Raw genomic sequence first — 13,447 nt, forward strand, 5'->3', positions numbered from 1 at the left:
AGCGAGCAACGCAGGTTGCCCGGAACAACGTTCCGGGTCGCAGACAATCGGGTCGCCTTTTCTTTCGTATCTTTCTTTTGGCGAAACAAAAGAAAGATACTCGCCCGGCGGGGCGAAACCCATCCTCGCGCCAATCGCAGTTTTGATGAAGACGGAAAATCGTTGAGCTTGATGGGATTGGATTTGGGTTGTTGAAGGAACAATGGTCTTGACTCCTATCGCAGGTGATTGACCCATTGCCTTTCGCTTGTCAGCGAGTCCCTTTATTTTGCTTCGCCAAAATAAAGTAACCAAACAAAAGGCGACCCCGGAGTCTGCGCCGGGAGCAAGCTCCCGGTTCCCTGCGTTGCTCAATCTGTCTGGGAGCTTGCTGAACTCGCTGCGCTCAGACAGACGCAAGCTCTTTTTCCAGACAGATTTCCGCTACTCGGCGCAGCCAGACGGGAACAACGTCAAACCCATACTTGGCTTCGCTACGCTCGCCCTTGGTTTTAAGAGGTGCGCACTCCACTGAACAACAAGCTAAAACCCCATAAACAACAAACCCCTGGCAAAAGCCAAGGGTTCGCAAAGTGCCTGCACGCTTCAAGCGCGCTGTTTCACAGCTTTAATAGAGTACACGAGTCCGCAATGTCCCCTCAACCGTCTGCAACGCCTCGATCGCGGCATCGGAAGCCGAGGCCTCCACATCCATGATCATGTAGCCGATATCGCCCTTGGTCATCATGCTCTGCGCCGCGATGTTGATGTTGTTGCGCGCGAACAGGCTGTTCACGGCCGACAGCACGCCCGGCACGTTGCGATGGATGTGCAACAGGCGATGGGTGCCGGGCTGTTGCGGGATGGAGACTTCTGGGAAGTTCACGGCCGTGATCGTGGAGCCTGCGTCGGAATAACGCACGAATTTCTCGCCGACCTCGATGCCGATATTGGCTTGCGCTTCCTGGGTCGAGCCGCCGATATGCGGGGTGAGGATGACGTTCTCGAACGGACGCAGCGGGGAGAGGAACTCTTCGTCATTGCTCTTGGGCTCAACGGGAAACACGTCGATCGCCGCCCCTGCCAAGTGTTTGGATTCGATCACCGTTGCCAACGCGTCGATATCCACGCAGGTGCCACGGGCCGCATTGATGAAGATGCCGCCCTTCTTCATCTGCGCGAACTGCTCGGCGCGCATCATGTTCATGGTGGAAGGCAGTTCCGGCACGTGCAGGGAGACGACATCCGCCTGCGACAGCAGCTCTTCCATCGTGCCGACCTGGCGTGCATTGCCTAATGGCAGCTTGGCGATCACGTCGAAGTAGATCACCTTCATGCCCAGGCTTTCCGCCAGCACGGACAATTGCGAACCGATGGAACCGTAACCCACGATGCCCAATGTCTTGCCGCGCGCCTCGAACGAACCTTCTGCCGACTTGGTCCAGCCGCCCTTGTGCACCAGCGCATTCTTCTCGGGAATGCCGCGCAGCAGCAGGATGGTCTGCGCCAGCACCAGCTCCGCTACGGAACGGGTGTTGGAGTAAGGCGCGTTGAATACCGGGATGCCGCGCTCCAGCGCGCCGTCCAGGTCCACTTGGTTGGTGCCGATGCAGAAGCAGCCGATGGCGGTAAGCTTGTTGGCGGCATCCAGCACGCGGCCGGTGACCTGGGTGCGGGAACGAATGCCAAGGAAATGCACATCCTTGATCGCCTCGATCAGCGCGTCTTCGTCCAGCGCGGTCTTACGGTAATCGATATTGCGGTAACCCGCGGCGTTCAACACGTCCACGGCGTTCTGGTGCACGCCTTCAAGCAGCAAAAAGCGGATCTTGTCTTTTGGCAGGGAAAGTTGTTGGGTCATTACGGCTCCGGTAAAAGGCCAAAAATCAGTGATCGTAGCATACCGGCAAACTTATTAAACCCCTATCAAATCAGGGATACGGCCCCGTCGAGCGCAAATGCAGGCAGCACGGATAAAACTGAGATCGGGAATCAATATCAATTATAAAACTGCTAGAATAGCTGCTTAAGTCGCTTGACCGTTGACTATTTTACATTGACGTTTTTAATGCCATTTTCACAGGTAAATGTTTGATGAATGCACCCGCCAGCCTTCCCTCCTCCCTTCTGGAACAATTGCAGACCATCGTAGGCGAACAACGCGTCAAGACTGATGAAGACAGCCTGAAAAGCTGGGGAGTGGATTGGACCAAGCATTTCGATCCCCGTCCATCCGCCATCGTCTTTCCCGGCAGCACCGAGGAAGTGCAAGCCATCATCAAGCTGGCCAACCAATACAATATTCCCGTCACCCCGAGCGGCGGCCGTACCGGGCTTTCTGCCGGGGCAGTCGCCGCCAATGGCGAGATCGTCATCAGCCTGGACCGCATGAACAAGGTCTTGTCCTTCCTGCATGCCGACCGTTTGGTGCGCATACAGGCAGGCGTAGTCACCGAGCAATTGCAGCAATATGCCGAGCAACAAGGCCTTTACTACCCCGTGGACTTCGCCGCTGCCGGCTCAAGCCAGATGGGCGGCAACATCGGTACCAATGCCGGCGGCATCAAGGTGATCCACTACGGCATGACGCGCGAATGGGTGCTGGGACTGACCGTGGTCACCGGCAAGGGCGACATCCTGCGCCTCAACAAGGGCATGATCAAGAACGCCACCGGCTACGCGCTGCACCAATTGTTCATCGGCTCCGAAGGCACGCTGGGCATCGTCACCGAGGCCGAGATCAAGCTCACGCGGCAGCCGCAGGACCTTAAGGTGCTGGTACTGAGCGTGCCCGACTTTGCAGCGGTCATGCCTATCCTGCATGCGTTCCAGCAGCGCATAGACCTCACCGCATTCGAGTTCTTCAACCAGGTGGCGCTGGAGAAAGTCCTCGCTCATGGTCACGCGGCGCGCCCTTTTGAAACCGAATCCCCGCTATATGTGCTGCTCGAATTCGAGGGCCGCTTCGAGGCCGTGGTCGACGACGCCATGCAGATATTCGAGCACTGCATGGAACAAGGCTGGATACTCGACGGCGTCATGAGCCAGTCGCAAGCCCAGGCCCAGGCCTTGTGGCATTTACGCGAAGGCATCTCCGAGACTATTGCGCCGTTCACACCGTACAAGAACGACATCTCGGTGCTGATCACCCACGTGCCCGCGTTCATTGCCGACATCGACACGATCGTGGCCGACAACTACCCGGACTTCGAAGTCTGCTGGTTCGGGCATATCGGCGACGGCAACCTGCACCTCAACATCCTCAAGCCAGCCGACCTGACCAAGGACGAGTTCTTCGAGAAATGCAAGGTGGTCAACCAGTTCGTCTTCGAGACCGTGCAGAAATACAACGGCTCGATTTCCGCCGAGCATGGCGTGGGCATGACCAAGAAAGACTACCTCGCATACACCCGCGACCCGGTCGAGATCGGCTATATGCGCGAACTGAAGAAGGTATTCGACCCGAATGGAATCATGAATCCGGGCAAGATCTTCGACCTGTAGCGCAACCCGGCTCAGCACGGGGCGCCTCCGGCATGTAGCGCCGCGTTGCGGCCCAGAACACCAACGCCAGCAAGCTGACCCCGGCTCCGAGGATGCACACGCCTTGCCAGCCTGCAGAAGCATATATGGCGGTCGTGCCGATCGCCCCCAGCCCGCTGCCGACCGCGTAGAACAGCATATAAAGCCCGACCAGCCGGCCATGCGCCTCCGGGCGGGTGCGCAGGATCATGCCCTGATTGGTGACATGCAGCGCCTGCCCGCCGATATCCAGCAGCACAATGCCGGTTACCAGCGCCCACAAAGACCACTCCATCAACGACAGCGGCCACCATGCCAGCAGCAATACCGCCAGCGCGGCGGCAGTGGTACGCTGGCCGAATCCACGGTCTTCCCATTGGCCGGCACGGGCAGCAGCCAGGGCGCCCGCTGCGCCTACCAGCCCGAAAGCGCCGATCACGGTATGCGAAAAACCATAAGGCGGCGCGCTCAACGGCAGCACCAGCGCAACCCAGAAGATATTGAAGGCGGCAAACATCAGCATCGCAAGCATGCCGCGAATCTGCAATACCCGCTCATCCCGCAGCAAAACCAGCATTGAAGCAATTAGGCGCGGGTAGCTCAAGGTACCAGAGATAACAGGCAGCGCTGGCAGCCCCCGCCATAACGGCAATGCGAGAACCAGCATCAACGCCGCAGCACAGAAATACACACCTCGCCAACCGGCCAGGTCGCTGATACCGCCAGCGAATACGCGAGCCAGCAACAGGCCGATGAATACGCCGCTTTGCGCCGCGCCAACCACTCGCCCTTGCTCATGTGAAGCGGAGGCAGAAGCCGCGTAGGCAATCAGCCCTTGCGTCATTGCCGTGCCCAGCAAGCCGACGCCAAGCATGCCCGCCAACAGGACGATGACGGATTGCGCCAACCCCACCATGCCCAGCATCACCACCAGCAATAGCAACTGTACGATCATGAGACGGCGGCGATCCACCCAGTCGCCCAACGGCACGAGGAACAGCAAAGCCAGGGCGCAGCCGACTTGCGTTGCGGTGACCACGCCACCGACCGCCGCATGGCTGATGCCGAATTCCAGGGCCAGCGCATCCAGCAGCGGCTGGGCATAATACACATTGGCTACGCTCAGCCCGCTGGCGATAGCGAATAGCAAGACCATGCTCGACGACATGCGCGCTGGCGGTTCCATCGGATTGTCATGGCGCATCGATGCGGGAATTAAGACGGGATGCTTCATTACCATCAATCTAGTTTCAAAATAAAACTCATTGAATGGTAGATAATCTAGTTTTAAAATGCAACTTGAATTCAGATATCCCGACGAAGGGAACACCATGCCTCGCCGCAAGCCAAAAAAACCTGAAACCTGCCCCGTAGCACGCTCCGTCGATGTGGTTGGCGACCGCTGGTCGCTGCTCATCGTGCGTGACGTTTTCGACGGCATGCACCGCTTCGGCGATTTCCAGCGCAGCATGGGCGTGGCCCGCAACATCCTGTCCGACCGTCTGCGCCGGCTGGTCGATGCAGGCATCCTGCAAACCCGGCCGGCTTCAGATGGCACTGCCTATCAGGAATATGTACTGACGCCCAAGGGAGAAAGCCTGTTTCCAGTGATGGTGGCCTTGCGGCAATGGGGAGAACGCCATTTGTTTACCCAGGAAGAACATCACTCCCTGCTGATCGACCGAAAAACCAAGCAGCCTATCGCTTATATGGTCCCGCAAGCCGGTGACGGCAATGTCCTGATGCCGAGCGAAACGGAAGTGCAGAAGCTGTGACAGCATCAGCATACTGACGCAAGCCAATTTCAAACCATTGCCGAATATTGCTGTCTTATTTTTACACGGTCGGGTATAGCGGGCTCAGCGGATGGATTTCACGAGATATCGCTGGAACCACCGCAATAATTGACCTGAAAGCCGTTATTTACGGCTGAAAATAGCCCTACTGTGCATGGTAGTTTTTATTGTCTTCCTGTGTACAATTCGGTATATAGTTCGTACTATAAGCAAAGCAAGCATAACAATAACGTAGTCGTAGTTAGAACCTGTTCAAGGTCTTTATTATGGGATACGTTGATCCGGTAAGGCAGCCGAAGCAAGGCGCAAACCACAGGCGTGCTGATAGCACGGCGAGGATTTGCAACGCAGCAGCGGCTGCCTTACCGGATCAACCCGCAGGGCATGGCTTGAAAACGCGCCCGCTCTGCGTTGCAGTCCTTGACGAGGGCAGTAAGCATCCTCTGCGGACTGCGTCTTGATCGGACGCGTTTTGAAGTCATGCGTACCGATAAAAGACCTTGAACAGGTTCTGGTGGATTCGAGGAGAAAGTAATGCATGACCAGATGGCACGCATTAAATCGCACATCGAATCGCATCAACACATGGCCGGTGCGTTAATGCCCTTGTTGCATGCGATTCAGGACGATTTAAGCTATATCCCGGAAGAGTGCTACGGCTTGATCGCCAAGGCGCTTAATCTCTCTGTCGCGGAAGTCCATGGCGTGGTGACGTTTTATCACCATTTCCGCACTAAGCCGCCAGGCAGGCATGTCCTGCAGGTATGTCGCGCCGAGTCATGCCAGGCCATGGGTTGCGGCGCGCTGGAGACCCATGTGAAGTCCTCGCTGGGCATCGACTACCATGAAACCACCAGCGACGGCAGCATCACGCTCGAACCCGTTTACTGCCTCGGCAACTGCGCCTGCTCTCCCGCCATCATGCTCGATGACGAAATCTACGGCCGCGTCAGCCCCCAGCAAGTCGAATCCCTTCTCGCCGACGCACGGAGGGAGAATCCATGAATACCGTCTACATTCCCCGCGATTCCAGCGCGCTTTCGCTGGGCGCCAACCTGGTGGCCGCAGCCATCGCAAAGGAAGCCGAATCGCGCAACATTCCCCTGAATATCATCCGTAATGGCTCACGCGGCATGTTCTGGCTAGAGCCGTTGGTCGAAGTAGCAACGAGTGCGGGGCGCATCGCCTACGGCCCCGTCACGCCTGACCAGGTGGCATCCCTGTTTGACGCAGGCTTTCTTGATGGCGGACAGCACACGCTGAGCCTGGGCCCAACGGAGGAGCTGCCCTGGATGAAACACCAGGAGCGCCTGACCTTTGCGCGCGTCGGCATCACCGACCCGGTGTCGCTGCAGGACTATATTGCCCATGACGGCTACAAAGGCCTGCGCAACGCGATTGACATGGCGCAGCAAGATATTGTGCAGCAGGTCACCGATTCCGGCCTGCGCGGGCGTGGCGGCGCCGCTTTCCCGACCGGCATCAAGTGGAAGACGGTGCTGGAAGCGCCAGCCGAGCAAAAATACATTGTGTGCAACGCAGACGAAGGCGACTCGGGGACATTCTCCGACCGCATGATCATGGAAGGCGACCCTTTCGTCTTGATCGAGGGCATGACGATCGCAGGCATTGCCGTCGGCGCCACGCAAGGTTATATCTATGTGCGCTCGGAATACCCGCACTCGATCGCCGCGCTCAACCTGGCGATCAAGAGCGCCTATGAATCAGGTTATCTCGGGCGGGGCATTCTCGGCAGCCGGCATGATTTCTACCTGGAAGTACGCCGTGCCGCAGGCGCCTATGTCTGCGGCGAGGAAACCGCCTTGCTGGAAAGCCTGGAAGGCAAGCGCGGGCTAGTGCGTTTCAAGCCACCGCTACCCGCCATTTCCGGCCTGTTCGGCAAGCCGACCATCATCAACAACGTCATCTCCCTCGCCAGCGTGCCTATCATCCTCGACAAGGGCAGCGTCTATTACCGCGACTACGGCATGGGCCGCTCCCGCGGCACGTTGCCGATCCAGCTCGCAGGCAATATCAAGCATGGCGGCCTGGTGGAAAAAGCCTTTGGCGTCACCCTGCGCGAATTGTTGTACGACTACGGCGGCGGCTCCGCCAGCGGCAGGCCGATCAAGGCCGTGCAGGTCGGCGGCCCGCTGGGCGCCTACCTGCCGGAATCGCAATTCGACACCCCGCTGGATTACGAGGAATTCGGCAAACTGTGGGCCGTGCTGGGCCATGGCGGCATCGTCGCCTTCGACGATACCGTGGATATGGCGCACATGGCGCGTTATGCCTTTGAATTCTGCGCCGTGGAATCCTGCGGCAAGTGCACCCCATGCCGCATCGGCTCCACCCGCGGCGTGGAAGTCATGGACAAGATCATGGCAGGCACCGATCACGCCAAGCACATCGCATTGGTGCGCGACCTCAGCGATACCATGCTGAACGGGTCGCTCTGCGCGCTTGGCGGCATGACGCCCTACCCGGTTCTGAGCGCGCTCAACCATTTTCCCGAGGATTTTGGCGTGAGCAAGAAGGAACGCGCGGCATGAGTTAATGCAGCAAACATCCGGCAAACCACCCTGCCCCACATAAAAACCGGGGTTTGCCAAAGTGGTCAAGAGGAGAAAGTGATGGACAAGCAAGCGGATTACGGCACCCCAGCGAGCCGGACAACTGAGCAGCAAGTCACGCTGGAAATTGACGGCATGCAAGTGACGGTCGCCAAAGGCACATCGATCATGCGCGCCGCGATGGAGGCAGGGGTAAGCATTCCCAAGCTCTGCGCCACGGACAGCCTGGAGCCGTTCGGCTCCTGCAGGCTCTGCCTGGTGGAAATCGAAGGCAGGCGCGGCTATCCCGCCTCCTGCACCACCCCGGTCGATGAAGGGCTGAAGGTGCATACGCAAACGCCCAAGTTGGCCGACATCCGCCGCGGCGTGATGGAACTCTATATATCCGACCACCCATTGGACTGCCTCACCTGCTCCGCCAACGGCGATTGCGAACTGCAGGACATGGCCGGCGCCGTGGGCTTGCGCGAAGTGCGCTACGGCTATGACGGCGAAAACCACCTGGCCGCCGGCAAGGATATCAGCAACCCCTATTTCCAGTTCGACGCCTCCAAGTGCATCGTCTGCTCGCGTTGCGTGCGCGCCTGCGAGGAAACGCAAGGCACCTTCGCGCTCACAATCCAGGGCCGCGGGTTCGACTCCAAGGTTGCCGCAGGCAATTTCGACAATTTCCTCGATTCGGAATGCGTCTCCTGCGGCGCCTGCGTCGCCGCCTGCCCCACCGCGACATTGATGGAAAAAACCGTGGTCGAGCACGGCCAGCCCGAGCACAGCGTCATCACGACCTGCGCCTACTGCGGCGTCGGCTGCTCGTTCCGCGCCGAGATGAAGGGCGAGCAGGTGGTGCGCATGGTGCCGGACAAGAACGGCGGCGCCAACCACGGCCACTCCTGTGTCAAGGGCCGCTTCGCCTGGGGCTATGCCACCCATCGCGACCGCATCACCACGCCGATGATACGCAAGAGCATCCACGACCCATGGCAGGAAGTGAGCTGGGAGGAAGCGATCGGCTACGCCGCCAGCGAGCTCAAGCGCATCCAGGCCAAGCATGGACGCAATTCCATAGGCGCCATCACCTCCTCGCGCTGCACCAACGAGGAAACCTACCTGGTGCAGAAGCTGGTGCGCGCCGCTTTCGGCAACAACAACGTCGATACTTGCGCCCGCGTCTGCCACTCGCCTACCGGCTACGGCCTCAAGCAGACCCTGGGCGAATCCGCCGGCACGCAGACTTTCGACTCCATCATGAAATCCGACGTGATCATGGTCATCGGCGCCAACCCGACCGACGGCCACCCGGTATTCGGTTCGCAGATGAAGCGCAGGCTGCGCGAGGGCGCAAAACTCATCATCGCCGATCCGCGCGCGATCGACCTGGTATCCGGCCCGCACGTCAAGGCGGATTACCACCTGAAACTACGCCCAGGCACAAATGTCGCGCTGATCACCGCCATGGCGCATGTGGTCGTCACCGAAGGCCTGGCCGACGAAGCCTTCGTCAGGGAGCGTTGCGAGTGGGATTCCTACCAGTACTGGAGCGAATTCGTCGCGCAGCCCGAACATTCGCCGGAATCCATGCAGGAAGCCATCGGCGTACCCGCCGCCGACATCCGCGCCGCCGCGCGCCTGTTCGCGACGGGTGGCAATGCCGCGATCTACTACGGCCTGGGCGTCACCGAGCACAGCCAGGGCTCGACGATGGTGATGGGCATCGCCAACCTCGCGATGGCTACAGGCAACATCGGGCGCGAAGGCGTGGGCGTCAATCCGCTGCGCGGCCAGAACAACGTGCAGGGCTCCTGCGACATGGGCTCGTTCCCGCACGAGTTCCCGGGCTACCGCCACGTGTCGGACGACGCTACCCGCGCCTTGTTCGAGGCCGCCTGGGGCAGGCCGCTCGACAACGAACCCGGCCTGCGCATCCCCAACATGCTCGATTTCGCGATCGACGGCAGCTTCAAGGCGCTGTATTGCGAAGGCGAGGACATCGCCCAGTCCGACCCCAACACCCAGCACGTCACCCATGCGCTTGCCTCCATGGAATGCGTGATCGTGCAGGACCTGTTCCTCAACGAGACCGCGATGTACGCCCACGTGTTCCTACCCGGCTGCTCCTTCCTGGAAAAGAGCGGCACATTCACCAATGCCGAGCGCCGCATCTCGCCCGTGCGCCGCGTGATGACGCCGAAGAACGGCTATGAGGACTGGCAGATCACCGCCCTGCTTTCCGAAGCGCTGGGCTACCCGATGCCTTACCAGCATGCCTCGGAAATCCTGGACGAAATCGCGCGCCTCACGCCGACCTTCCACGGCGTCAGCTTCAAGAAACTGGACGAAATGGGCAGCGTCCAATGGCCATGCAACGAGGAGCATCCCGACGGCACGCCCATCATGCACGTGGATGAGTTCGTGCGCGGCAAAGGCCGTTTCATGATCACGGAGTACGTGCCTACCTCGGAAAAGGTGAACGGCAAGTACCCCCTCATCCTCACCACCGGGCGTATACTGTCGCAATACAACGTAGGCGCCCAGACACGCCGCACCGACAATGTCGCCTGGCATCCCGAGGATGTGGTGGAAATCCACCCCCAGGATGCGGAAGACCGCGGCATCAAGGATGGCGACTGGGTGGGAATCACCAGCCGTGCGGGCAACACCGTGCTGCATGCCAAGATTACCGAGCGCGTGCAGCCCGGCGTGATCTACACCACCTTCCACCATCCGGAATCTGGCGCCAACGTCATTACCACCGATAACTCGGACTGGGCAACCAATTGCCCTGAATTCAAGGTCACTGCGGTGCAGGTCACCCGTGTGTCGCAGCTGTCAGACTGGCAGCGCCACTACCAGGAATTCAGCGACGAGCAGATTGCCCTGGTCAAACAACGGGATACAGCCCGTGTGGAATAAGGATGAATGCATCAGAGTTCTTGATTGAAGCGGAAGCGACCGACAGCCGTGTGACGGTGCTCAAGTACGAGCATGGCGAACTGCGTGAACTGCAGGACCAGGTCGCCGAGGAAGTGCCGGTCGCCATGATCTACAACGGCATATCGCACGCCGTCATGCTGGCCACGCCGGACGACCTGACCGATTTCGCGCTCGGCTTCTCGCTGTGCGAGGGCATATTGTCCGACCCGAAAGAGCTGTACGGCATCGACATCGTCGAGCGCGTCAATGGCATCGAGCTGCAGATGGAAATCGCCAGCGAGAATTTCGTCCACCTGAAGGAACGCAGGCGCAGCATGGCAGGACGCACAGGCTGCGGCCTTTGCGGTTCGGAAAGCCTGGACCAGGCCATCAGGGTGCCCCGCAGGATACAGGCTGCGGATATCACTTTCGATGCCGAAGCCATATACCGTGCCCAGCGCGAATTGCAGGCCCAGCAGGCATTGCAGGGCAGGACAGGTGCGACCCACGCGTCGGCCTGGGCGGACCGGGAAGGCAAGGTGCTGCTGGTGCGGGAAGATGTCGGGCGGCACAATGCCCTCGACAAACTGATTGGCGCCATCGCCGAACGGCAGTTGTCCCGCGAGGGGTTTGTGCTGACTTCCAGCCGAGCGAGCTACGAAATGGTGCAGAAAGCCGCCAGCGCAGATATTCCCATGCTGGTGGCAATCTCCGCGCCCACCGGGCTGGCGATCCGCATGGCCCAGGGCTGCGGCCTGACCCTGGTAGGATTCGCCCGCAAGGAGCAGCATGTCGTTTATAGCGTCGCGGAACGTTTGTTACACAAGGAGCTGGCATGAGCATGAACATCGAGCAGTTGGTGAAGATGGCCAACCAAATCGGGGATTTCTTCCGTTCCTATCCTGACCATGAACAGGCGAAGAAGGATATTGCGAGCCATTTGCAGCGTTTCTGGGCGCCCCAGATGCGCCAGCAGATCCTGCAGCATATCGGCGAGCATCCGGATAGCGGCCTCAATCCCCTGGTATCAAGCGCCATCAGGGAACATCTTCATTAAGAGCGCCAACAACACTCTCCTCGCGCCGTTGCCCTGCCTTACCGTACTGCTTGTACTGACTGCGGCAGAGCGCCTAGCCAGGATCGCTTCGCTGAGTTCTGTTAGCCGCTCCAAGGTTGCCCTGCTCAATAAAAATGCCCGGCGCAGACCGGGCATTTTTATTACATAGTGAATTGATGCTTAAGAGTGTTATCTTGCCACCTCTTCTTAAGCCTTTTCATCATGCTTGGGGCGTACCTTAGATTGGAATTCGGCCCATTTCTGCTTTTGCTCGGGCGTCAGCACTTGGTAAACCTCATGCAGCGTATTGCTGCGCAACACCAATAAATCCGCTTGCAGCTTGGCTTGTTCGCTGGCGATCTCCTGCACTTTCTTTTGATCGTATTGATCATTCGCGGAAGCTGAAGCCAGGGCCTTGAATGAAGCGTGCAAAGCTTGGCGCTTTTCAGCCAGCACCGGCTTCTGCTTATCGACGATCTGCTTCACCTGGGTTTGCTGCTCGCCGCTCAGGTCCAGCTTGCTGAGCTTGCGTTCCAGGAAACGCCCTTCGGAAAAACCGCGATGCTCGCCAAACGCGGCATGCTTTTTATCCTTGTCACATTTCTTGTCGCCATGCCCCGACTCGGCATGCACTGCAATATTCATTGCCAGCAGGGAGGAAGCGAGGATAAGGGATGGAACCAGGAATTTGCGTGGCTTGATCATGATGAATGCTCCTTTGGTTGTGAAGAACGACAATTAACCTTGTCTGCATACTATGATCCAGACCTCGGCTAAATGTTTGTTGCCTTTGGTCAAATCGGTGTAATTGTGCGTAAAACTTTGTAAGATGCTGATTCCTGCTATAAAGCCTGCGGCAGAATGCCGTTTGCAATGTTAAAGAAGTGAAAGGTGAACACAGTGCTACGTATCCTGCTCATCGATGATGACGTCGAACTCTGCCAGATGATGGAAGAATACCTGGGGGCCGAGGACTTCACATTGACGATCGCCCATGACGGGGAAGAAGGTGCGCGCCTCGCCCTTTCCGGCGAATACGATCTCGTGGTGCTGGATGTGATGATGCCCCGCTTCAACGGCTTCGACACCTTGCGCTTGATCCGCGTCAGCAGCCAGATCCCGGTCATCATGCTCACGGCCAAGGGCGACGAGATAGACCGTATCGTGGGCCTGGAACTGGGGGCGGACGACTACTTGTCCAAGCCATTCAATCCGCGCGAGCTCGTGGCGCGCCTGCGCGCCATACAGCGCCGCGTCGTTGTGCGTGACGAAGCCCTGCACAGCCAGAGCACGCCCAACATCACTCGCGTCGGCAAAATCGCCATCTACCCTTCCGAGCGCATTATCGAGTGGAAAGGCGAACCGCTGGACATCACCACCAGCGAATACGCCCTGCTGGAAGTCCTGGCCCGCCATGCCGGGCGCGTCGTCAGCAAAGCCGACCTTTTCACACAGGCATTGGGGCGGCCGGAAAGCCGCTATGACCGCAGCGTAGACGTGCACGTCAGCAACCTGCGCCAAAAACTGGGCCTGCTGGAAGACGGACGCTCTCCGATCCAGACCGTGCGAGGCGTCGGCTACCAGTTCATCGCGGGTTAACCTGACCGGAC

General features: G+C 59.0%; 12 protein-coding genes. 8 read left to right on the plus strand and 4 right to left on the minus strand.

All coding sequences use genetic code 11. The features are described from left to right. A partial coding sequence (locus ACJSDX_RS13785) for a hypothetical protein (protein WP_407995182.1) occupies nucleotides 1–237 on the minus strand: 237 nt, incomplete at its 3' end. Between the two features lie 370 nt (nucleotides 238–607). Continuing rightward, on the minus strand, nucleotides 608–1,840 hold the full coding sequence (gene serA, locus ACJSDX_RS13790) for a phosphoglycerate dehydrogenase (protein WP_407995183.1): 1,233 nt from the start codon (nucleotides 1,838–1,840) through the stop codon (nucleotides 608–610). A gap of 233 nt (nucleotides 1,841–2,073) precedes the next feature. Between serA and ACJSDX_RS13795 the strand changes: the two genes are divergently transcribed. After that, complete coding sequence (locus ACJSDX_RS13795) at nucleotides 2,074–3,483, plus strand: D-2-hydroxyglutarate dehydrogenase (protein ID WP_407995184.1); 1,410 nt, start codon at nucleotides 2,074–2,076, stop codon at nucleotides 3,481–3,483. Here the strand turns inward: ACJSDX_RS13795 and ACJSDX_RS13800 are convergent. Further along, a complete protein-coding gene (locus tag ACJSDX_RS13800; protein WP_407995185.1) occupies nucleotides 3,452–4,735 on the minus strand; it encodes an MFS transporter in 1,284 nt (427 codons plus the stop codon). The genes ACJSDX_RS13795 and ACJSDX_RS13800 overlap by 32 nt on opposite strands. 97 nt (nucleotides 4,736–4,832) lie before the next feature. Here ACJSDX_RS13800 and ACJSDX_RS13805 point away from each other — a divergent pair, with 97 nt between their 5' ends. From ACJSDX_RS13805 to ACJSDX_RS13830, 6 genes are all read left to right on the plus strand, one after another. Continuing rightward, nucleotides 4,833–5,276, plus strand: a complete 444-nt coding sequence (locus tag ACJSDX_RS13805; RefSeq protein ID WP_407995186.1) for a winged helix-turn-helix transcriptional regulator — start codon at nucleotides 4,833–4,835, stop codon at nucleotides 5,274–5,276. A 555-nt stretch (nucleotides 5,277–5,831) separates the two neighbouring features. Then, nucleotides 5,832–6,302, plus strand: coding sequence for a formate dehydrogenase subunit gamma (locus ACJSDX_RS13810; RefSeq protein WP_309564657.1), 471 nt, complete (start codon nucleotides 5,832–5,834; stop codon nucleotides 6,300–6,302). Then, nucleotides 6,299–7,849: a formate dehydrogenase beta subunit gene (locus ACJSDX_RS13815; protein ID WP_407995187.1), complete on the plus strand. Its 1,551-nt coding sequence runs from the start codon at nucleotides 6,299–6,301 to the stop codon at nucleotides 7,847–7,849. The genes ACJSDX_RS13810 and ACJSDX_RS13815 overlap by 4 nt, the downstream gene beginning before the upstream one ends. Before the next feature lie 81 nt (nucleotides 7,850–7,930). Continuing rightward, the gene (fdhF, locus tag ACJSDX_RS13820) at nucleotides 7,931–10,780 is read left to right on the plus strand and encodes a formate dehydrogenase subunit alpha (protein ID WP_287112034.1); all 2,850 of its coding nucleotides are present in this window, start codon (nucleotides 7,931–7,933) and stop codon (nucleotides 10,778–10,780) included. A gap of 2 nt (nucleotides 10,781–10,782) precedes the next feature. Continuing rightward, nucleotides 10,783–11,619: a formate dehydrogenase accessory sulfurtransferase FdhD gene (fdhD, locus tag ACJSDX_RS13825; protein WP_407995188.1), complete on the plus strand. Its 837-nt coding sequence runs from the start codon at nucleotides 10,783–10,785 to the stop codon at nucleotides 11,617–11,619. Beyond that, nucleotides 11,616–11,837, plus strand: coding sequence for a formate dehydrogenase subunit delta (locus ACJSDX_RS13830; protein WP_405029480.1), 222 nt, complete (start codon nucleotides 11,616–11,618; stop codon nucleotides 11,835–11,837). Before fdhD ends, ACJSDX_RS13830 begins: the two co-directional genes overlap by 4 nt. 207 nt (nucleotides 11,838–12,044) lie before the next feature. Here ACJSDX_RS13830 and ACJSDX_RS13835 read toward each other — a convergent pair whose 3' ends face one another. Continuing rightward, complete coding sequence (locus ACJSDX_RS13835; protein ID WP_287112032.1) at nucleotides 12,045–12,542, minus strand: Spy/CpxP family protein refolding chaperone; 498 nt, start codon at nucleotides 12,540–12,542, stop codon at nucleotides 12,045–12,047. Between the two features lie 195 nt (nucleotides 12,543–12,737). Between ACJSDX_RS13835 and ACJSDX_RS13840 the strand changes: the two genes are divergently transcribed. Continuing rightward, nucleotides 12,738–13,436, plus strand: coding sequence for a response regulator transcription factor (locus ACJSDX_RS13840; RefSeq protein ID WP_287112190.1), 699 nt, complete (start codon nucleotides 12,738–12,740; stop codon nucleotides 13,434–13,436). Nucleotides 13,437–13,447: the final 11 nt, after the last annotated feature.

Source organism: Methylobacillus draconifructus (assembly GCF_045984355.1).
Taxonomy (GTDB): Bacteria; Pseudomonadota; Gammaproteobacteria; order Burkholderiales; family Methylophilaceae; genus Methylobacillus; species Methylobacillus flagellatus_A.